The following is a 22560-nucleotide window of genomic DNA, read 5'->3' as shown; positions in this document are numbered from 1 at the left end:
TTTAGGGGGAAGCCCCCTATAACAACAAAGCCAAAGCGGCTCCCGTTTTAAGCACCTTTGAGCATATCAAACACCACGCGGGCGAACCCCCTGGCGAGTTCAGGGTTGGACAGATACTGCACCATCATCTCATGCTGGGCTTCGTTGCTGTCCATCACGGCATCATCGATCGCTTTCGGGAAATCACCCAGCATCGCCTGTTCACGCGTATTGTTAGCGATCTGCGTCATCACCGCCTGGTTTTCCGACAGTTTGTCACGCACGGTAAAGGCGTAGTTGATCATGTCTTTATCACTAAGATTATCCGTAACAAACAGATCATTCAGGCGCGCCAGAATATTGGACAGAAACTCTTCTTTCTTGTCCTTTGGCTTCGCTGTACCCATATCGTTACCCGGTGTGATTTGGTATTCTTCCGCATCTTCCTGCAGCTTCAGATGTTGTTCATGAAGCTTCGACAACCGGTAATGGCTCATATCCACATTACTTAAATCAATCTCATCGTCTTCAATACGCTGTTCATGCAGCAACGGGCGAAGATGCCGTGCGAACAGGCTCAGCTTCTCAAGGCTCTTGTCATCGTAATCTACGATCTGCGACATAAACTCATAAAAACGAACGAAGCTACCGAGATCTTTTTTGAAGATATCCAGCTTGTCTTTTTCCTGTTTGCACGTCTTAAAGCTGTTTTCTGCATTAGTTATCAGCACCACATCGCCGGTCTTCTTGGTGCGTTCAAACATCTCTTTAGCCAACACATAGGCATCAATCGCTGAGGTGTAGCGGTGCTTCCAGCGCTCAACCGCCGGCTTGCAGATATTGCTTATCGCAGCATTGGATTTGTTCTTGGTGAAGAACGCTTCGCAGAACTGCTCCACTTCGTTCCACAGGAAAATGCCGCTGGTGCGAAGTTTTTCGAACAGCTCAAAGACTAACTGCGGATCGCTGACATCGGTCAATTCAGCCGTTTGGTAGTAAGGCTGAAATGCCGCCAGAATATCGTCCGGCTCATTATAGAAATCGAGTACAAAGGTTCCCGACTCTTTTTTCCCTGGATAAGTACGGTTGAGCCGTGAAAGTGTCTGGACGCATTCCACGCCGCCCAGCGCTTTATCCACATACATGGCGCATAGCTTGGGTTGGTCAAAACCGGTCTGGAACTTATTCGCTACCAACATCACCTGGTAATCATCAGTCTCAAACGCTTTGCGCATGTCTCGGCCTTTCAACCCAGGGTTCATGTTGATTTCAGTAAACTTCTGGTTCAGCAACGCAAGGCTATTGTGGTCACTTTCATAGAATTCCACTTCACCGGAAAACGCCACCATGGCATTGATCTTCGGATAGTTGTTTTCAGCGATGTATTTATCAAAGGCCAGTTTGTAACGCACCGCGGCTTTACGGGAGCTGGTGACCACCATCGCCTTAGCCTGCCCCCCCAACAGATGCATCACATGTTTACGGTAGTGCTCAACAATCACTTTTACCTTCTGCGAAACATTATGCTCATGCAACGCAACCCACTGATTCAGTTTGACCTTCGCTTTATTGCTGTCGACTTCCCGATCGGGGTCGTCCAGCTTCTGCAGAAGCTTATAGGCCACCTTATAGTTGGTGTAATTCTTCAGGACATCGAGAATGAAGCCCTCTTCAATCGCCTGACGCATGGAGTAGACGTGAAATGCTTCCGGCTTATTGGTTTTTGAGGCAGGTTCAAATGGATTAGGCCGACGGCCAAACAGCTCTAACGTTTTGGCTTTTGGCGTGGCGGTAAAAGCATAGTAGTTGAGATTGTTGCTGCCTTTACGTGCGGCGACGGTGGCATCGAGAATATCTTCCGAGGTCATCACCGCATCGTCATCCATTTCCTCCGTCATCAGTACTTCTTTCAACTGACGTGCCGTAGAACCACTCTGAGAAGAGTGCGCCTCATCAGCAATCACCGCATACTTACGCTGCTTAAGGCTGACGCTGTTCTCAATCGCCTTCAGCACATGCGGGAAGGTTTGGATGGTAACAATAATAATTGGCTGCGAGTTTTCCAGCGCGCTAGCCAGCTTCTCCGATTTAGAACCGTCGCCTTCTTTGTTATTGATACGCCCGACCACGCCATCCTGATGCTCAAACTGGTAGATGGTGTCCTGGAGCTGATCGTCCAGCACGGTACGGTCCGTCACCACGATCACCGAGTGGAATTGCTTCTCACCTTGCTCATCATGCAACCGAGAAAGTTGGTGGGCGGTCCAGGCAATGGAGTTAGATTTACCGGAGCCCGCGCTGTGCTGAATGAGATACTTATTGCCAGTGCCCTCTTCCGACGCAGCGATAATCAGTTTGTTCACGACATCCCACTGATGATAACGCGGGAAGATCAGACTCTCTTTCTTGCCCTTGAGACCATTCCACTCTTCTTTCTCTTCGATTTGTAGATGCACAAAGCTAGCAAGAATTTTCAGCAAATTGTCCGGGAGCAGCACCTCATTCCACAGGTAGCGAGTAGCGTAATCGTTCGCATCTTCCGGGATGTCGTTCCCCGCACCACCGTCGTGAGTACCTTTGTTAAATGGCAGGAAGAAGGTTTTATCACCGTCAAGTTTGGTCGCCATAAACACGTCGTACTGACTGACGGCAAAGTGCACCAATGCCCCGCGTTTGAAAGTAAGCAGTGGTTCCGGCTTGTTGGTAACGGGATCCTTTGGTAAACGCGTTTTCTTATATTGCGTAATGGCGTTTTGCACTGCCTGCTTAAACTCAGACTTCAGCTCCAACGTTGCTACCGGCAAACCGTTGACGAACAACACCAGATCGATACGCCACTTTTTCGCTTTTGTACCAGCCTCTTCAAATGCCGCTTTCGAAGCATGTGGGCTATACACCAGCTCCGGCACAATACGGCAGATATTCTGCTGATAACGGGCGAGCGTTTCCGGATTGAGGCTATGCTCAGGCTTAAACTGACACAGGGAAAACCGGGCGTTATGGCTTTTGATCCCGTGCCGCAATACGCCGAGGGTGCCGTAGGTCCGCGACAGCATATCGGTAGCGTTGATATCCGCTTTTCTCAGCTGAGCGACCAACGCATCGAGGAAGTGACGTTCGGTATCGGTAGGATAAATCTTTGAAAACTTTTCCCACTCCTGCGGCTGCGTGGTTTGCACAAAGGTCAGCGCATCCTGCGAATATAGCGCACGCTCGCGATCGTAGCCGTCGCCTTTACCAACAATCCAACCCGTTTCGACCATCTGAGCAATCATTTCATTTTGGAAAATCAGCTCTTTAGTGGTGTCCATACTCATGCAGTGGTCTCCTGTGGCTCCTCAGCGTCTTGCATATCAGGTGCAACCCAGTCGCGTACGTCGATTTTACCGGTGACAGCGGCGGAGATTAGGGCGGTGCGGCGTTCTTGGAGTAACTTCTTGGCTTCTTCTTGTCGAAGAACGAGGCTATCGAGTTTAGCTACTAGCTCATTAACATTTCTAATAATTTCCTCTTGCTGTTTTATTGATGGCAATGGAATCCATAATTTTTCTAAAAGATCTGTTCTCAAGCACTTAGTGCCATGTGCTGAATTATCAGTTAATTCTAATAAAAAACGTTTAAAACCAGTCAAAACAAGATAAAAGTACTCAGAAGTAATATTTTCATTTGGTATAAGCGCTTTCATATCTTGATTTATCGTAACTATTTCTTTGTTTATTGACACTGGTACGGAATGAGCTAATATCATACCGCGAACAACAATCAAAACTGAGTCAATAGGTATCTTCTTTGTTGAAGATAACTTAACAGCCTCTTCACTGACATGATCTTCAGCATCATAAATATATTGAGCTTTCATGTCTTTCGGAGAAACCCAAGGTATATCACCAATCCAAAATTTTGGATTATTTTTCGAAGGCGTACCACCTCCCTTCGAGCTACACAAATGACGTAGTTGCTTTAATTGCCAATCTTCCGGAACTTCCCCCAACCACTCAACGCCAGAATCTTTCATCGGCACATCAGGGTTTAGCCCTTTGGTGACGGCATGGCTAATCACTGCCTGACGTTTTTCTTTCAGCAGTTCGATCAGTTGCTGTTGCTTCTCGATCAGGTTATCGATTTTTGCGGTTTCGTGCTTGAGAAAGTTTGCAATCCTTAATTGCTCCGTTAATGGCATATTAGGGACTAGTATATTTACTAGATCTGAAGCATTAATTGCTGGATAACTCACACCAACAGAACGAGCTACCACTTCCTTTATGAAACCACTAGCACGAAGACAATATGCGGCAAAATAATGATTTAATCCTAAGGAGGGTCTGATTACCGCAAAACCAGTAGAAACAACCATGTTTTCAGGAGGATTAATTATTGGTGAAATAGCCTCCAGGTAGGTTCTAACAGTGGAAATAATTACGTCACCATCTTTTACCAAACGTCTCGCTCTAGACGGCGCTTTGGACAATAACATGGTTTCTGTTTTTGTTATGCCTTGTGATGAGTTCACACTTCCAATATCAACATATTCAATTTCGTAATCTTGCTCTGCTGATTCAGAAATAACTTGATCATTGGATGTGCATAGAAATTTCAAAGGAATAGCACTCCAATGCTTAGGAATTCCCCCCAACCATTCAACCCCAGAATCCTTATAGTCCGGATACGCCTTATACTTAGCCATTAGGAATGGACCTCCTGCAACAGCTTCATAATCTCGGCGCTAACGGCGTCCAGATCGGCATCAATTTCTTCCAGCGGGCGCGGCGGCTGATAAACGTAGAAATGGCGGTTAAACGGAATTTCATAACCGACAATGCCAATTTCGCCGTCTTTCGCGTCACGCTTATCGGCATTAATCCAGGCATCGGCCACGTGCGGCAGCACTTCTGTTGTGAAGTAGCTCTCAATCAGTTCACTGGTGGAAACGGCGGGATTTAACGGTACGTTCTCGTTGTCACGCAGGTCACCATCCTGCTCGAACTCCACTACTTTGCCTTTGTACTCAAATGCGCCGTACAGTGGCTGGGCGGCCTCTTTCAGAACCTTTTTTACCACCGGCTCAGCATCCGGGTTCTTAGTGGTAATTGCATCGATAAACTGCTTATTCTCTTTGGTGTCCAGCTTCACACCAACCGTTTTGATTGCCCCTTTTAGCGTGAGCTGGAACTGATTGAAATCGTTGCTAACCAGCGCTTTTCCACCTGCCTGAGCGCCTAATACTGTCTGGATTTGCTGAGCTTTAGCCATCAATGCGCATTGTGCCAGCCACAATTTGCTGTCGAGCAGATCTTTAATCTGCTTCTCCTTCAGCTCGGTAAATTCGGCTTTGATAATTGTTCGGGCTTCTGCTTCGATATCGGAGAAATCACCGTAGTTACCGTCATGCCACTGGGCAGCGAACTCTTCATACAGGCGTTCCATCGGGGCGTTAAACGGCTTCGGTGCAAAGCGCAGCGTGGCAATCGCTTCATCGGTGAGCTGTGCAGATAAGCGCAAAGGGCGCTCAATGGTCAGGCGACGATAGCCAAAATCGGTGCTGTTAAAGATTTTGCTGGCAAAGGTTTTCAGCGCTTCGGTTTTAGCGCTGATAGGTTGACGCCCACGGTTGGATTTTTGTGCTGCCGCTTTTTCCATCCCAAGTTCTTCAAGCGGGGTGGCATCCACCGCCTCAAAATCACCAAAGGTGCGGGTGATAAGCTTGATATCGTCCTCGCCCATCAGATTACGTTTAGAACCCAGCGATTTTCGCATCTTGCCGCACAGGTTAGTGCCATCAATCAGCTGCACTTTACCTTTACGCGCTCGCGCTTTCTTGTTCGACAAAATCCAGACGTAGGTCGCAATGCCAGTGTTGTAGAACATATCGGTCGGCAATGCGACGATACCTTCCAGCAAATCGGCTTCCAGAATATAACGGCGAATCTCACTCTCACCACTGCCTGCCCCGCCGGTAAACAGCGGTGAACCGTTGAGGATGATCCCGATACGCCCGCCATTGTTTACGCTACCATCCACATTGTGGCTGTCGCGCATTTTGCTGATCAGGTGCATCAAGAATAGAAGGGAGCCATCAGAGACACGCGGTAGGCCTGGGCCAAAGCGCCCGTTAAAGCCTTTCTGCTGATGTTCGTCGTTAATCTCACCTTCAATCTTTTTCCAATCCACGCCAAAGGGTGGGTTAGAAAGCATATAGTCGAACTGCTCCTGCGCAAGCTGATCGTTAGAGAGCGTATTGCCCAACTTGATACGGCTGACATCCTGGCCTTTGATCAGCATATCGGCTTTACAGATAGCGTAGGACTCGGGGTTCAGTTCCTGGCCAAAGGCACGCATCACGGCTTTGGGATTCAGTTCGTGCACGTATTCCATACCCGATGAGAGGAAACCACCCGTGCCGGCGGTAGGGTCGTAAATGGTGCGGATAATACCCTCTTTAGAGAGTGCCTCATCATCTTCCATGAATACCAATGAGGTGGTTAAACGCACGATATCGCGTGGGGTAAAGTGCTCCCCTGCCGTCTCGTTAGAGCTCTCCGCAAAACGACGGATTAACTCCTCAAACACCAAGCCCATATCATGGTTAGAAATCGCTTTAGGGCTCAGGTCGGTGGTGGCAAATTTCTTAACGACTTTGTATAGCAAGTTGGCATCTTCCAGCAGGCCGACAAACTCACTGAATTTAAAGTGTTCAAAGATTTCACGTGCATCCTTCGAGAACGACTGTACGTAGTTCTCTAGATTGGCCTTGATGTCGTTCTGCCCCATCTTGCCGAGATCCATCGGCGACGTATTGAAGAAAGACAGCCCTTTGGTCGCACGCAACAGAAACTTCTCTCGCCCTTCTTCCGGTAGAGGGCTGGCCTTCAGTTTCTCCGCCTCTGCCAGCACCGCTTCTTTGGTGCCCGCCAGCACACACTCAAGGCGACGCAACAGTGTAAACGGCAGGATCACCCGCCCGTACTGGGATTGTTTAAAATCACCGCGAAGCAGATCGGCAACCGCCCAGATGAAAGCAGCCGTTTGAGAGAAATTTGTGTTAGCCATATCAATAACCTGAAAGGGGACATGTAAAGATGGGTAGATTATACATGAATCAATACTGCTTGCTGTGACATCGGTGCACAGTGATTTTCACCTGTCAGCAGGCACAGGCTAAGAAAGAAGCATGAAAGCTCACCCAACTTACCATCAGTACATCGTTCTATATAATCGTACAGATTGATTTATATAAAATGATATTATATTTTTAGAGAATGATTATTAGGTTAACAACCCCATATTGATTGATATTCATTACAGAAAAAACCCAAAGAAATTATGGGGATAGTTGAATCTTGCATCACTTGATTTGAGGTTGCTTTTTTAGCACTTTTAAACAAACCCGCATAATTACCACTATATTAAGCGTCGTTACCCAGAGAAAGACCTATCACCACATAATTAAATTTCCTAACTAAGTCGTCTTTCATGAGCAATTTTCGTATCTTGATTGGGCCTGGAGCGACACCAGTAATCTCACATTGTATTTTCTAGATGTTAATCCAGTCTTACCTGCCGATTCTGTGAGTAGGTATAGCGAAAATGATCGCCATAGATGGACTCCGTATCCAGCACAAAGTCCAGTTGCAGTGGTTGTTGTGAAGCCCATTTCAAGCTCAATAGATCACCCGCACAGCTTTTATCTGAATCTCTTGCCTCTACCAGAAATATTTCTTCTCCCACCTTGAAAGAATCATTGAGACGCGGACCTCCAATCGCAAAACATTCTGCGCGAAGTCCTAACGCCAGAACAGCGCCGAAGAAGATATTGTTGTCAACGGCATCGACGGGTTTACCATTTACTATCACCGTAATTCCTTTAACAAAGGCTGTTCCCATACCGTTGTTGGTAACATAAATCCCCCACTGTTTTTTACGGCTATCATTGGAAAAATAAGCATTTATCCTCGGCTCTACAGAAATATGATTGTGCTTGATTTGCTCTTTTCCCTGCCAGATAGCAAACCCAAGTGAGATACTAGCAATGACTATGCCTGTAAAAGCGAGGATCGAATCCCTGTATCTTGTCAAAAAATAGCGCATAAACGGTGTTTCCTTATGAAAAATTATCTGCTTCAATGTGATGTTACTACGCGGCATTACAACGTGCTGAATACGACCTATAGCTGTAAACGTTATTTACTTTTTAAGCCGTACAATGTGGGAACTGAAACTATTGTCTATTAATAAAAACCCACGGCAAAGGGTGATATTTTGAGCAACCTGATCGTCATAGGTGACCAGTTCCTACCATCGTCCCCCTGCCAACCGCGCGCACTGTTGCCTGATACCATCAAAAATGCATTCCGCTAATTCGGCTGGGAACGAATCCGGTAGTAGTCCAATGACACGTTCAATCACTCCCGGAGTTGCTGCCAGCAGCTCTTCAATAATGGATTCAACTTCCTGTTGGCCTAACCCGGTTATTTCACCGTGTTTTATCCAGTGGCGGCGTCGGGTCTGGTTAAGCAGGTAATGGTTACTGCTCCCGCGAACGGCCATCGCCAGTTTGCACTTCTGCCAGGCTATCTGGTTATTGCCCGGGCCAATCAGCGGCCAGGCCGATAGCACATCGTACAGTGGCGTCAGGTGGTAACGATTTTGCGGTAAATGCGCAAGACTGAAATTCTTTGCGTGGCCATCTGTCGCGGCCAGCAGCCAAAAAATAATCTGCGCTTTAAAGAAGTGCCTGCGATCTGTTTCAGCCTGTTCCGAGCGACTCAGAATTTCCATAATATCGGTAATACCGGGGCCACCATCTGATTGATACTTCCTCAGCGGCGAAACGCCCAGAGCCTGGCACATATCCTCTTGCGGCAGGCGGATCCACCACTGTTTGTCGCTTGATAATTTTCTGTCAAAACGCTCTACGATCAGTGCCTTTTGATCTTCAAACTGCGCAATATGGGTACTTGCTACCGGCACACCATAGTGTTCAACAATCATGGAGCAGAGCCATTCATTCTCGATGGACGTGCGCATATCGGCCCGCATGTTTCCCACCAGGCCTAGCGCTAATTTGAAAATATGCGTGGTCGGCGTATTTCCCTCAGGTAAACACCACTGGTTGTCATGCCACAGCAGCGCCGTTTTTTCCTGAGCGCCGGCGATGGATAAACGCAGATCGTCATCCTGTCCCTGCAGCCCCGGTAACGTCGTGGCAGTATTGCGGAGCATTTCGGCGATTTGCGCCTCTGCAAGCGGACGCTGCCTGATGGAAAAGATATCAGCAGGTTGCTCACCGATATCGAGAAGCTGTATGGCACCAACACAGTCGCGACCCAGTTCGGCCAATAAATCGAAAGGGTCCAGACTGTCGGCATGATAGCGCATAGCCAAACGTCGGCGGATCCCCTCACTATCCGGCAGCAGGTTATCGAAATAATCGCGTACCACGCTACCGCGATAAGGCTGATTCCCTGGCGTGAAAGGCAAAGAAAGCGACAAAGGCCTCCCCTGACTATCTGCAATCCACTCAGGCAGATACTCCAGCCGATCTTCGCCTTTACGCTTTTCCCAGTATCCCACCGGAATACCGTTCATCCAGATAGCTAACCGTTGTTGCGAACGACGCATTTCGTCACCACTGTTCCCGTCTTGCCGGCGAGTCTATATGAATTGTAGAGATTTCTTCCGTTTCACCCCCTGGAGAGGCAAGCTCTGAAGAAAGCACCATTTCAATCCCCAGCACATTGAACACTCTAAAAAGTCGCTCCAGACTGGCTGATGCAGGGTTTGACTCCAGGCGCGCATAGGTCTGTTGGGTGACGCCCAGCCTCTCCGAGACGTCTTTTTGCGTCAGACCTTTTGCTTTACGAAACCCCACCAGCAAGGGGCGTAACTGGCTCAGTGTTTTTAACGGATAGACGGTATTCATAGATAGCGGCTCGCTGGCTTATCGCTGTGTACAGATTATAGGCTGTTTTACCCACGTTACACCTTACAGGCTGTAAATGCAAAATACAGCTCATAGGGTGTTTTATTATTAATACAGCTTATAAGCTGTTAATCTGAAGAGTAAGCTAGCTGCGAAACGGAGTGGTGACGTTCAATAGCCTCTGGCAAAATTTACTCCGGGGCATTAACAATCTTCTCTGATACCCATCAGTGCAGGTCGCGTTAACGCCCGCGTGATCCCTTCCTCTATTCGAGAACGCCTTGATCCAAAAGATCCCAACAAAACGAAATTTTAATTATTAATATCAAATAGATATATATTAGTAAAACATCAGGAAGATCCGGTTTTTACTGAAATGGGAAATACGTCAATACAGTGTAAAGTGGGTAGGTAATTGCGGCAGGCAGATTCCAGGCACAAAAAAACCACCTTTCGGTGGCTTCTTGTTCACGCGGTACTTAATGGTGCCGAAGGCCGGACTCGAACCGGCACGTATCTCTACGGTTGATTTTGAATCAACTGCGTCTACCGATTTCGCCACTTCGGCACTGAAGTAGTATGCGGAAAACGGGTGCATTATACCTTCCCGCGATCGGTGCGCAAGAGTTATCAGGCATTCAATGAGTTAAATGTCGAAAAAAGCGTCACAATCCCCGTTTACCCTCTTACTTGCGGCATTTGCCGCATCTTCCTCCCGCACTTTCATACCCCCTATAACAAAACCGCAGAACCGATCACAATTTCACCAAATGCTGATTTTAAAGCTATATGAAAGAGAATAAGGTGAACAAATAAAATCAAATGAAAACAAAAGAAGGATAATCGCAATGAATGAAACAACCAGACGCATGGCCAGGTTGATCGATCTGAGCGCGGTGCAGGCCACCAATACCGAGGAAGACGTGCGCCACTGCGCCGCGCTGGCCAGCCGCTATCGCATCATCTCGGTGCACGTGCTGCCGTGCTGGACGCGTTTCCTCAGTACCCTGCTGCCGGAGCACGGCCAGGCGGACGTGATGATTGGCGGGCCGGTCGGCTTTCCCGGCGGTGGGCAGACCACCGATCTCAAGGTGCAGGAGGTGCGCCAGCTGATCGCCGAGGGCGCGCGCGAGGTCGATATGGTGGTGAACATCGGTAAGGTGCTGTCGGGGGATTACGGCTACGTGCGTGAAGATCTGCGCCGAGTAGTCGAGGCCGCCGCACCGGTGCCAGCCAAAGTCATTCTGGAGACGCACTATCTGAACGAGCAGCAGATCCGTCGGGTGTGCGATATCGCCGTCGAAGTCGGCATGGTCTGGGTGAAAACCTCCACCGGCTGGGCACCGACCGGCGCCACGGTAGAGAAAGTGGCGATCATCGCCGATCAGTTGCGTGGCCGCATCCAGATCAAAGGGGCCGGCGGCATTCGCGATTTGGACACGGTGCGCGCGTTGTATCGGCTGGGCGTACGCCGCTTTGGCATGAGCGCGGCGGCCACCCAGCGCGTGCTGGAGCAGCTCGAACAGGAGCCAGGCCTGTTCCCAGAGCTGAACGATAACTAATCTTGCGCGATCCCAGCGCACGCTTCTGCGGGTGGCCCGCACCATCCGCCACGGGAGTGATAACAATGAAAGATTTACTTCTTACCCTTGATATCGGCACCGGCAGCACCCGCGCCGGGCTGGTCACCAACACCGGGGAAATCCTTGGCTTCGCCCAGCGTGAGTACGAACAGATCACGCAGCAGGCCGGTTGGTCGGAACAACCGCCTTCACTGTGGTGGCAGATTGTCTGCCAGTGTACGCAGGAGCTGTACGCGCGCTACGCCGAATACTGGCCGCGTATCGCCGCCGTCGGCGCCTGCGGGCAGATGCACGGCACGGTCTTGCTCGATGCCGACGGCGAGCTGGTCGTCGATCGCGCCATGCTGTGGAACGACAAACGCGCGCAGCCGCAGGTGGCGCGCTTTAGCCACCAACAGCCGCCGCAGCCCTGGCTCGAACTGTTGAACAATCCCCCCACCGCCGCCTGGCCGGCGTTCAAGCTGGCCTGGCTGCGTGAGCATCACCCATCGCAGTGGGAGCGCATCGCCACGGTGTTGATGCCTAAGGATTACGTCAATTTCCGGCTCTGCGGCGTACGCGCCACCGACTACAGTGAAGCCTCCTGCTATTACCTGATGGACAGCGCCACGCTGCAGTGGTCGCCAGAGGCGCTACGGCAGTTCGGGCTGCGCGCCGATCAGCTGCCCGCCATCCACCTCTCCAGCGAGGTGATTGGCCACATTACGCCCGCAGCGGCAAGCGTTACCGGTCTGCCGCCGGGCGTGCCGGTAGTAGCGGGCACGGCGGATATGGCCGCTACCCTGCTCGGTTCCGGCGTCTATCAGGCTGGCATCGCCTCCGACAGCACCGGCACCTCCACGCTGCTCACCGTGGTCTCGGAACACCCGCTGCTCTCTGCCAGCGTCAACAACCTGCACCTGGCCAACTCGGCCTGGGGCGGCTTTACCCTGCTCGATGCCGGTGGCGACGCCATGCGCTGGGCGCGTTCGGCGCTAAGCGCCGGCCAACTCAGCCACCAACAGATGCTCGATATGGCGGCCGAGGTGCCGCCGGGTGCCGAGGGGCTGCTGTTCCTGCCCTACCTAACCGGCGAGCGGCTGGCGGAACACACCAACTCGCGCGCGCAGTTCTTCGGCCTGCAGCGCAAGCATGGGCAGCCGCATCTCTACCGCGCGGTGCTGGAAGGCGTAGCGCTGGCCTCCCTGCGTAATCTGCAGCAGCTCAGGCGCCACGCACAGGAGCCGGAGGCAATGATCGCCTCCGGCGGCGGCGCGCGCAGCCCGCTGTGGCTGCAGATCAAAGCCTCGGTCTATAACCTGCCGCTGCTGCAGACGCGCAATCAGGAGAACGGCACCACCGGCTGCGCGATCGTCGCCGGGGTCGGCGTCGGGTTATTCAGCAGTTTCGCCCAAGGGGTGAGCCGCACTGTCAGCATCGAGCGCGAATTTACTCCCGATCCACGCCAGCACGAGCACTACCTGCGCTGCTTCGAGCTGTTCGAACAGCTCTACCGCCAGGCGCAGCCCCTCTACGAGCAGCTTGACGTTATTAGCTCGTTCTCTTTTTCTCCGGATGAAGGAACACCGTAATGAGCGACTCTCTGATTAATAAGGGCGACGTGGCGCAACACGCCGCGGCCGAAAGCATCGACCGCAGCGCCTATCTGCCCGCCACGCCCTGGCTGCAGCTGATGCTGGTCTGCTGCCTGTTCGCCCTGTGGGGCATGGCCGGCAACCTGAACGATATTCTGATCGCCCAGTTCAAAAAAGGCTTCGATCTGTCGGATACCCAAACCGCACTGGTGCAGTCGATCTTCTTCCTCGGCTACTTCGTGATGGCGCTGCCCGCCGCAGCGGTGATCAAACGCTACTCGTACAAGGTGGCGATCGTGATCGGCCTGTGCCTGTACGCGCTCGGTTGCTTCCTGTTTATCCCTGCAGCGCAGATCATGACCTACGGCGCTTTCCTGGCCTGCCTGGGGGTGATCGCCACCGGGCTGTCGTTCCTGGAAACCTCCGCCAATACTTACTCCAGCCTGCTGGGGCCGCTGGAAACCTCCACCCAGCGCATCAACTTCTCGCAGATCTTCAACTCGCTGGGGATCATTTTTGGCGTATTGATCGGCCAACAGCTGGTGTTCGGCAAAAACGATCCCAGCCACGCCGAGCTGCTACAGATGTCGGCGGCGGCAGCCGAAGCGGCGCGCACCCAGATGGTGTCGCAGGTGGTCACGCCTTATCTGATCATCGGCAGCGTGCTGATCGTGCTGGCGCTGATCTTCGTGGCGGTGAAATTCCCCGCCTGCAAAACCCAACGCTCGTACCAGGGAGCGGGCAAACCGCTGATGCAATCGCTGAAGATCCTGCTGGCGCTGCCGCGCTTCCGATTGGGGGTGTTATCGCAGTTCCTGTATGTCGGCGCGCAGGTAGGGCTGTGGAGCTTCACCATTCGTTTTGTGCAAATGATTGAGCAGGGGGCAACCGAGCATTCGGCCACCTACTGGTTGTTGGCCACGCTGGTCTGCTACTCGGCCGGCAAGGTGGTCACCACCGCACTGATGAAAAAGTTCAGCCCGGCGCGGTTGCTCGGCGTGTTCTGTTCGGTATGCGTGCTGCTGTTGCTGTTGGCCGTCAATATTCAAAGCCTGCTGGCGGTGGTGGCGATCATGGGCGTCAACTTTTGCATGGCGCTGTGCTGGCCAACCAACTTTGGCCTGACGATCAAAGGGCTGGGCGAAGAAACTCAGGTGGCCGGTTCGATCGTAGTGATGTCGATCATCGGCGGCGCGGTGGTGCCGCTAATCATGGGCATCATCTCCGATCTCAACGGCGGCGATATGCAGATCGCCTTCGCGGTGCCGCTGGTCTGCTTCGCCTACGTCGCCTTCTATGGCTTCTACTGCGCACGCAAGGGGATTTGATATGGCACACCGAATTAACGGGCTGATGCACGTCGGTTTGCGCTGCGCCGATATCGAACGAGCCGCCGGCTTCTATCGTTCACTCGGTTTCGAACCCCGGCAAACGCTGGCGCTCAGCGGCCCCGTCACCGTACAGTTTTTGCAGTTGGGTGAGTTAACGCTGGAGTTATACCAGCTACCCGCCGAAGGGCTGACTCGCCCCACCAGTGCCTATGGTATCGACCACATCGCTTTGCGGGTCACCGATCTGGCGGCCACGCAACGCTGGCTGGCGGATCTGGGCTATCCGGTGATTGAAGGGCCGACGCTGCAGCCCAGCGGCGCCAACGGCGTGCGCTATCTGATGATCGCCGGGCCGGACGGTGAGCGGGTGGAGTTCAGCCAACCGTTGTAATGTTTCTTCCCACATAGCACAAGGCCCGATGGCTGTTATAAGCCATCGGGCCTCATTCGCTTTTTTGTCAGCTCACGCGTCTTTATAACCTTGGCTCGCCGCTTGTCGGGTTATGCTTGTTACTCCCCCGATCTATGTAAACGATGCCAAATAATCCCGAACCGGGATAACAATGCTGAAAATAATTGCATCACAATAATTCAGCCAATAAAAAATATGTTTGCACAACATTTCGACAACACTATTTTTTCATCTACGGCAGTCATAACTGGAATAAGTCAATGGGAACGGGGTTGTCAGGGGAGATATGTTATTTCTTGATATGGGATTTTATCTAGAACCAACAGAAAATAGCGTGCATACGTAACAAAACAGCAACCCAAAGCTAAAAACCAGCAGAGAACACTTGCCTCTGCTGAGTTGATAGCTTTAAGATGGTGTAAGAAAATTTTCCCTGGTGTTGGCCGATCTTGGCAGCCTGACCCTAAGAGGTCAGGTTTTTTTTATGTTTTTTTCATCAAAAATTGACTAGAAAAGTGTATCGCCTTAGGGAGTTAGAAGCTAGTTAGACTAAAGTATAGTACCCTACTAGACCTTCATCAGTTCAGTTGGGTTATTATTTCACATAGCGGAAATCAGGTGCTAGCACTATTTTTCGCTCTGTATCTCAGCCGCCACGGCGTTCTATCAAGACCACCACACATTGCTCATTTCACCCAGCAACCCAACATACCCGCAGAACCATCACGAAATAGCACCGTTCCTGTCATTACAATAATGTGATCTCTATCAGATATTTTTTAATAGCGGACTTGGTCACGCAGGAGTACAGGTCCGAGGACATACTGTAAAAATCACACTGGCCGCCATTTTCACGCTTATTCCTCTGCGGGACGACGAAGTCATGCCTTATAGGCAAATCTTCAGTAGGAAAATATCACCAATTCACTATTAAAATAATTAAGACACCATTCATTATAAAATCACCAGTTAATATTTCGCCATGGCAGACAAGGCCGGGCAGCCCATGATAGCAATTCTGGAATCCTCTCCTGTCTTTAATCGGCCAGGCCGTTCAATTTCGCCGGCCTGCTGTGTTCACTGTGCCATTGCCCTGAAACTGCCTCGCGGCACGGCATAATAAGGTTAGCGCCGATCGCTTAAAAAGCCTTATCATTCTCACGCACCGGCATGCTCGTAGTGAAACTTCGCTGATGTTACTGGATAAAGTTATTTCTCTTAATTTATTCAAAGGTAACATTATGTTTAATATTTACAGCACCAACTACGCATCAATGAGCACCGAAAAATCAGCAGATCTTTATGTTTTAAGGAAAAATGTCTTTAAAGACAGGCTGCAATGGGCCGTGAACTGTTCAGACGGCAAGGAGCTGGATGAGTTTGATAATGATAAGACAAACTATATATTTGGCGTAAAGGACAACATGATAGTTTGTGGTACCAGGATGATTGATATGAAACACAAGAATATGCTGAACAGCGCATTTTCCTCTTTCTTTCATGACATCGTCATTCCAGAAGGGAATTTCATCGAATCCACACGCTTTTTCGTCGATAAAGAAAGAACCCAGTCACTGCTGGGTCGCCGGTTCCCTGTGACTCTGGCGCTGTTCTTATCGCTGATCAACTATGCGCGGCAACACGGCTATGACGGCATACTGGCCGTCTCCAGCCATCCGATGTTGCATATCATCAAAAGCTCCGGCTGGAACGTCACGCTGCTGAAGACAGGCATATCGGAAAAGAACGAGCCCGTTCATTTGCTGTTGGGCCACGTTGATCGTCAGAGCCAGGAGGCATTAAAAAACAAAATATTCAAAAAGTTGAATACGCAAGACGAGCACATGCTAAACGCCTGGCCGTTGAGCGACGAACCTGCATTCTAATCACCCCACCGGTTTAATCAGCTGAAGTTCCATCCCTAAACGGATAGCATGCCGGGCATTCGCCACCCCCAGCTTTTTGACAATGTTCCCCATATGAAACTTGATGGTGCAGGTTTTGATCCCCAGGATCATACCCATTTCCTGGTAGGTTTTCCCTACGCTGGCCCAATAGAGGATCTCGTTTTCTCTCTCGGTAAAACGGGCGTTTTTTTCCTGGCGCGCGGTGTTTTTTTCGGACAGTGAAGTCAGCGTCAAATACATCTCATGGGTCGATGCCAGCAGCAACGAAATATCGCCTTTATGCTGATTCAGCATCTGCATGGTTTCCGCCTTGCGCTCGGCAGCGAGGGTAAAGGAAAGGGTCACCAGATTATTATTAAAATCATGCAACACGAAGGTATAGCCGTCGGCTACGCCGAATTCGCGTGCTTGCTCGAACAACTCAGAAAAGCGGAAGCCGGCACCGGCCATCAGATTTTCATCCCAGGCAAAAGGCGTCAGGCGATTGAGCGCCGTAATGACTACCGGATCGGTATATTGTAGCCCTTGCTCTTTATATTGCTTTACCCATTCACCGGGATAATTGGTGACGCCAAAGATACATGACATATCTTTCTTGGATAACACCACGTAGGCCCAGATAAGCTCGCCGAAATCGCCTAATGCCGCTTCCAGATGCTTGCTGATAATGTGACTGATATTCTCTTCATATTCCATTAACTGCCTGCCCCGCTACCCAATACGCTGCTGGGTAGACTATACCAAAAAGGATCGACGCGCCGTAACCTTCACATCTCGCACGGATAATGCCCGGTGGAATATTGCCAGCGGCGGCCGGCAAGCGCTTTGCCTGCCGCCGATACGCGGGGTATATTAGCCGCACGTCCATTGTGCCTGTCAGGAGTGAATGAGTGAGCATGTTCGCAGAAGAGCGCCAGGAAAAACTCCTCGCCATTCTCAAGGAGAAGCGCAAGCTCTCCGTGGGGGAAATGAGCTCGCGCTTTAACGTCTCCGGCGCCACCATCCGCACCGATCTGCGCATTCTTGAAGACGCCGGTATGCTGACACGCACCCACGGCGGCGCCATTCTGCGCACCCGTGCCAGCTTCGAGGTCGGCTCCGATCAGCGTGAAGAGGTGAACCTCAGCGCCAAGGAGCAAATCGGTCAATTGGCCGCCGGCCTGGTGGAAGACGGCGACATCATCGTATTGGATACTGGCACCACCACCCTGCAGATCGCCCGCCATCTGCGCCAGCGCCGCAACCTGACCGTGGTCACCAACGATTTCATGATCGCCAAGAGTCTGGAAGACGTCGAATCGATCCAGATCATCCTGCTGGGTGGCATCGTCAAAAAGGGTTATCACTGCGCGGTCGCCATCAACGGCCGTTCGCTGCTGGATACGCTGAACATCGACAAGGCGTTTATGGGTGCCAACGCATTGTCGCTGAAACAAGGCGCCTGTGTGGCCGACATCATGCTGGCCGAAACCAAGCGCGCGATGGTTGAGCATGCCAATCAAGTGATCGTAGTGTGCGATCACTCCAAGCTGAGTAACACCTCGCTGGCGCAGTTCGCCTCCCCTGCACAGATCGATACCCTGGTGCTGGATCGCCTGCCGGAAGACGCGCAGGCCTATCAGGATGCCGGCATCGCGCTGCTGAGCGTTAGCTAATCCTCCCAACAAAAAAGGCGCGGCCCCACGGCCACGCCTTTCTTCACTACCGATCGCCCCGCTACTTGCGTTTGAGCAGCATATATACGCTGATCAGCAGGAATAGCATGCTCGGCAGCAGCGCGCCCAGCACCGGCGGCATGCTGTAGACCATGCTCAGCGGGCCGAAGATCTGATCCAGCACGTAGAACAGGAAGCCGAAGCTGATGCCGGTCACCACGCGGATACCCATCGGCACGCTGCGCAACGGGCCGAAGATGAACGACAGCGCCATCAGCATCATCACCGCCACCGACAGCGGCGAGAAGATTTTGCTCCACATGTTGAGCTGGTAACGGTTGGATTCCTGGCCGCTCTGCTTCAGGTACTTCACGTAGTTGTGCAGCCCACTGATGGAGAGCGAATCCGGATCCAGCGCCACCACGCCCAGCTTGTCCGGGGTTAGGTTAGTTTTCCATTCGCCGGTCAGCGTCTGGGTGCCGGTCACCTGTTTCGGGTTGGTCAGATCCGAGGTGTCCACCTGCGAAAGCTGCCACAGGCCGTTCTCGAAGCTGGCGGTAGCGGCATAGCGCACCGTTTCCAGGCGACGCTGATCGTTGAAGTGGTAGATGTTCACACCGGAGAGTTCTTTATCGCCGGAGACGCGCTCGATGTAGATGAAGTCATTGCCGTCCTTCGCCCACAGCCCGCTCTTGGTGGAGAGCAGCGAGCCGCCGTACATCTGCTGGGCGCGGTAGTTGCGCGCCATCTGCTCGCCCTGCGGCGCTACCCACTCGCCGATCGCCATGGTCAGCAGCACCAGCGGAATGGCGGTTTTCATCACCGAGCCGGCGATCTGCAGGCGGGTAAAGCCGGAAGCCTGCATCACCACCAGTTCGCTGCGCGTCGCCAGTTGGCCCAGGCCGAGCAGCGCGCCAAGCAGCGCCGCCATCGGGAAGAAGATCTCGATGTCTTTCGGCACGCTCAGCAGGGTGTACATGCCGGCGCTCAGCGCGGTGTACTCGCCCTGGCCGACCTTGCGCAGCTGATCGACGAACTTGATGATGCCGGACAGCGACACCAGCATGAACAGCGTCATGATGATGGTGTTGAAAATCGTTTTACCGATATACCGGTCTAATACGCCAAACATCAGGCCGCTCCTCTCAGGCGTGCGCGCAGCTTACGCATCGGCACGGTATCCCATAGGTTCAGCGCCAGCGCGATCGCGAAGTAAACGCCGTTAACCAGCCACAGCCACAGCATCGGATCCAGCTTGCCCTTGCCGGCGTTGGAGCGCAGCGAGGTCTGCAGCAGGAAGAAGATCAGGTACAGCAGGATAGCCGGCAGCATGCTCAGCACGCGGCCCTGGCGCGGATTCACTACGCTGAGCGGCACCACCAGCAGCGCCATCAGCGCCACCGATACCACCAGCGTCAGGCGCCAGTGCAGCTCGGCGCGCGCGTCCGGATCGTCGGACTCCCACAGCGTCTGCATCGACATCTGTTCGGATTCGGTGTTGTCCGCCGCCACGGTGCGGTGGCCAATCACCGCCTTGTAATCGGTGAAGTCGGTAATGCGGAAGTCGCGCAGCAGCGCGGTGCCTTCAAAGCGGGTGCCCTTGTCGAGCGTCACCACCTGCGAGCCGTCTTTCTGCTGCACGATGTTGCCGTGCTCGGCCACCACCACCGACGGGCGTTGGTTGCCGTTCGGCCGCAGCTGCGCCAGGAACACGTCGTTGAAGGTGCTGCCCTTCACGTTGCCGATAAACAGCACCGCGTTGCCGTCCTGCGAGGGTTTGAACTGCCCTTCCGCCAGCCCGGCGATGCTCGGGTTGGCCTTGGCTTCGTTCACCACCACGTCCTGATAGCGCGAGGCCCAGGGGCCGGCCCAAAATACGTTCACCGCCGCGATCGCAGAGGTGAACAGCGCCAGGATCATGGCAGCGATAATCAGGGTACGTTTGCCCAGCCCGCAGGCATGCATGACGGTGATTTCGCTCTCGGTATACAACCGCCCAAGCGTCATCAGCAAGCCGAGAAACAGGCTCAAAGGCAGGATGAGCTGCGCCATTTTCGGCACGCCCAGAGCGAGCAGAGAGAGTACTAAGTTTGTCGGGATATTGCCGTCCACCGCGTCGCCCAACACCCTGACCAAATTCTGACAAAAGAAGATCAGAAGCAGGATGAACAGGATGGCGATTTGGCTCTTGAGCGTTTCCCGTACCAGATATCTTATGATGATCACGCTTATTACGCCTGTGAAAACTTGTCTTTTTGCAGGAAAATCGATAATTTCATCGTTAATCCGCCATTTATTCTCATCATATGGCAACCTTCACAGCTAAAATAGTATTACAACATCAAGCCGTTTGGGTGTCCTATAGGAACTTGCTTATAGTCGCCAAAACAGAGCAATTTATGCCGTTCAGGTTAACATAATCCGTTAACTCAAATGGCAGGAGATCGTTACGGAGTCGGTTATTCTAGCCGTAGCGTCCGCCTTTGTCTTTAAGATTCAGGAGAGTGCATGGAGTTCAGTGTAAAAAGCGGTAGCCCGGAAAAACAGCGCAGTGCCTGTATTGTAGTCGGCGTTTTCGAACCGCGCCGCCTGTCCCCTATCGCAGAACAACTCGACAAAATCAGTGATGGTTATATCAGCGCATTGCTGCGCCGTGGCGAACTGGAAGGCAAGGTCGGGCAGACGCTGCTACTGCACCATGTGCCCAACATTCTCTCCGAGCGCATCCTGCTGATCGGCTGCGGCAAAGAGCGCGAGCTCGATGAGCGCCAATACAAGCAGGTGATCCAGAAAACCATCAATACCCTCAACGACACCGGCTCGATGGAAGCGGTCTGCTTCCTGACCGAACTGCACGTGAAAGGCCGCAACACCTACTGGAAAGTGCGTCAGGCGGTGGAAACCGCCAAAGAGACGCTCTACACCTTCGATCAGCTGAAAAGCAACAAGGTGGAGCCGCGTCGTCCGCTGCGCAAAATGGTGTTCAACGTGCCGACCCGCCGTGAGCTCACCAGCGGCGAGCGCGCTATCCAGCACGGCCTGGCGGTGGCTTCCGGCATCAAGGCGGCCAAAGATCTCGGCAACATGCCGCCGAACATCTGTAACGCCGGCTACCTGGCCTCGCAGGCCCGTCAGTTGGCGGACGCCTTCAGCACCAATATCACCACCCGCGTCATCGGCGAACAGCAGATGAAAGAGCTGGGCATGAACGCCTATCTGGCGGTCGGCGCCGGTTCGCAGAACGAATCATTGATGTCGGTGATGGAATATAAGGGCAACCCAAATCCGGACGCTAAGCCGATCGTGCTGGTAGGCAAAGGGCTGACCTTCGACTCCGGCGGCATCTCGATCAAACCGGCCGACGGCATGGACGAGATGAAATACGACATGTGCGGCGCGGCGACCGTGTACGGCGTGATGCGCGTGGTGGCGGAGCTGAACCTGCCGCTGAACGTGATCGGCGTGCTGGCCGGCTGTGAAAACATGCCGGGCGGCCGGGCGTATCGTCCGGGCGACGTGCTGACCACCATGTCCGGCCAGACCGTCGAGGTGCTCAACACCGACGCCGAAGGCCGCCTGGTGCTGTGCGACACCCTGACCTACGTCGAGCGCTTCGAACCGGAGCTGGTGATCGACATCGCCACCCTGACCGGCGCCTGCGTGATCGCCTTGGGCCACCACATCACCGGCCTGATGTCGAACCACAACCCGCTGGCGCACGAGCTGCTGGGCGCTTCCGAGCAGGCCGGCGACCGCGCCTGGCGCCTGCCGATGGCCGACGAGTACTACGAGCAGTTGGACTCCAACTTCGCCGACATGGCGAACATCGGTGGCCGCCCTGGTGGCGCCATCACCGCAGCCTGCTTCCTGTCGCGCTTCACCCGCAAGTACACCTGGGCACACCTGGATATCGCCGGCACCGCCTGGCGCTCCGGTAAAGCCAAGGGCGCGACCGGCCGCCCGGTGGCGCTGCTGTCGCAGTTCCTGCTCAACCGTGCAGGTCTGAACGGCGACGATTAAATACCCTTCATCTTTCAAGCCGCAGCGTTGTTGGCCGCATTCGTTCACCCCAGTCACTGACTTGATGTCAGCTCCTGGGGATGAACGAACTTGCCGCCTAGCTGCAACTTGAAATCTATTGGGTATATAATCCTCTCAGCAGCGAAGGGGTAGAGTTATCTGCTCCGTTCCCAAAAAGGG

Annotated in this window: 16 protein-coding genes and 1 tRNA gene; 7 read left to right on the top strand and 10 right to left on the bottom strand. The window is 52.8% G+C overall.

Annotated features, from left to right (window positions below):
* Positions 1–47 precede the first annotated feature (47 nt).
* From QMZ29_RS22485 to QMZ29_RS22455, 7 genes are all read right to left on the bottom strand, one after another.
* The gene (locus QMZ29_RS22485) at positions 48–3296 is read right to left on the bottom strand and encodes a type I restriction endonuclease subunit R (protein WP_261425244.1); all 3249 of its coding nucleotides are present in this window, start codon (positions 3294–3296) and stop codon (positions 48–50) included.
* Entirely contained in the window at positions 3293–4663 is a 1371-nt protein-coding gene (locus QMZ29_RS22480; RefSeq protein ID WP_261425245.1) for a restriction endonuclease subunit S, read from the bottom strand. Before QMZ29_RS22480 ends, QMZ29_RS22485 begins: the two co-directional genes overlap by 4 nt.
* Positions 4663–7026 carry a type I restriction-modification system subunit M gene (locus tag QMZ29_RS22475; protein ID WP_261425246.1) on the bottom strand — a complete coding sequence of 788 codons (2364 nt, stop codon included), beginning with the start codon at positions 7024–7026 and terminating at the stop codon, positions 4663–4665. Before QMZ29_RS22475 ends, QMZ29_RS22480 begins: the two co-directional genes overlap by 1 nt.
* Before the next feature lie 492 nt (positions 7027–7518).
* Entirely contained in the window at positions 7519–8064 is a 546-nt protein-coding gene (locus QMZ29_RS22470; protein WP_049204530.1) for a hypothetical protein, read from the bottom strand.
* Positions 8065–8268: 204 nt separating this feature from the next.
* Positions 8269–9597, bottom strand: a complete 1329-nt coding sequence (locus tag QMZ29_RS22465) for a type II toxin-antitoxin system HipA family toxin (protein ID WP_164063680.1) — start codon at positions 9595–9597, stop codon at positions 8269–8271.
* 4 nt (positions 9598–9601) lie between these two features.
* Positions 9602–9898 carry a helix-turn-helix domain-containing protein gene (locus QMZ29_RS22460; protein WP_127146764.1) on the bottom strand — a complete coding sequence of 99 codons (297 nt, stop codon included), beginning with the start codon at positions 9896–9898 and terminating at the stop codon, positions 9602–9604.
* A 483-nt stretch (positions 9899–10381) separates the two neighbouring features.
* Positions 10382–10466, bottom strand: a tRNA-Leu gene (locus tag QMZ29_RS22455).
* Between the two features lie 280 nt (positions 10467–10746).
* Here QMZ29_RS22455 and deoC point away from each other — a divergent pair.
* The 5 genes from deoC to QMZ29_RS22430 all read left to right on the top strand — a co-directional run bounded on the left by deoC (position 10747) and on the right by QMZ29_RS22430 (position 16684).
* A complete protein-coding gene (gene deoC, locus QMZ29_RS22450; protein ID WP_212637134.1) occupies positions 10747–11460 on the top strand; it encodes a deoxyribose-phosphate aldolase in 714 nt (237 codons plus the stop codon).
* 65 nt (positions 11461–11525) lie between these two features.
* Complete coding sequence (locus tag QMZ29_RS22445; protein WP_261425336.1) at positions 11526–13052, top strand: xylulokinase; 1527 nt, start codon at positions 11526–11528, stop codon at positions 13050–13052.
* Positions 13052–14383, top strand: coding sequence for an L-fucose:H+ symporter permease (gene fucP, locus QMZ29_RS22440; protein WP_261425338.1), 1332 nt, complete (start codon positions 13052–13054; stop codon positions 14381–14383). Before QMZ29_RS22445 ends, fucP begins: the two co-directional genes overlap by 1 nt.
* A gap of 1 nt (position 14384) precedes the next feature.
* Complete coding sequence (locus tag QMZ29_RS22435) at positions 14385–14777, top strand: VOC family protein (protein WP_261425339.1); 393 nt, start codon at positions 14385–14387, stop codon at positions 14775–14777.
* A gap of 1214 nt (positions 14778–15991) precedes the next feature.
* Positions 15992–16684: an acyl-homoserine-lactone synthase gene (locus QMZ29_RS22430; protein WP_080287126.1), complete on the top strand. Its 693-nt coding sequence runs from the start codon at positions 15992–15994 to the stop codon at positions 16682–16684.
* Here QMZ29_RS22430 and QMZ29_RS22425 read toward each other — a convergent pair whose 3' ends face one another.
* Positions 16685–17401, bottom strand: coding sequence for a helix-turn-helix transcriptional regulator (locus tag QMZ29_RS22425; RefSeq protein ID WP_033636878.1), 717 nt, complete (start codon positions 17399–17401; stop codon positions 16685–16687). It lies immediately after the preceding gene.
* Positions 17402–17601: 200 nt separating this feature from the next.
* Between QMZ29_RS22425 and QMZ29_RS22420 the strand changes: the two genes are divergently transcribed.
* Positions 17602–18360, top strand: coding sequence for a DeoR/GlpR family DNA-binding transcription regulator (locus tag QMZ29_RS22420; RefSeq protein ID WP_033636877.1), 759 nt, complete (start codon positions 17602–17604; stop codon positions 18358–18360).
* A 61-nt stretch (positions 18361–18421) separates the two neighbouring features.
* Here the strand turns inward: QMZ29_RS22420 and lptG are convergent, their stop codons facing one another.
* Together lptG and lptF are read right to left on the bottom strand one after the other, a co-directional pair.
* The gene (lptG, locus tag QMZ29_RS22415) at positions 18422–19492 is read right to left on the bottom strand and encodes an LPS export ABC transporter permease LptG (RefSeq protein ID WP_019453290.1); all 1071 of its coding nucleotides are present in this window, start codon (positions 19490–19492) and stop codon (positions 18422–18424) included.
* Positions 19492–20586 carry an LPS export ABC transporter permease LptF gene (lptF, locus tag QMZ29_RS22410; RefSeq protein WP_241174469.1) on the bottom strand — a complete coding sequence of 365 codons (1095 nt, stop codon included), beginning with the start codon at positions 20584–20586 and terminating at the stop codon, positions 19492–19494. Before lptF ends, lptG begins: the two co-directional genes overlap by 1 nt.
* Positions 20587–20868: 282 nt before the next feature.
* Between lptF and pepA the strand changes: the two genes are divergently transcribed.
* Positions 20869–22380 carry a leucyl aminopeptidase gene (gene pepA, locus QMZ29_RS22405; RefSeq protein ID WP_004933352.1) on the top strand — a complete coding sequence of 504 codons (1512 nt, stop codon included), beginning with the start codon at positions 20869–20871 and terminating at the stop codon, positions 22378–22380.
* Positions 22381–22560: the final 180 nt, after the last annotated feature.

Source organism: Serratia sp. PF-27 (assembly GCF_030053255.1).
GTDB lineage: Bacteria > Pseudomonadota > Gammaproteobacteria > Enterobacterales > Enterobacteriaceae > Serratia > Serratia bockelmannii.
This window is presented reverse-complemented; position numbering and strand designations above follow the sequence as displayed.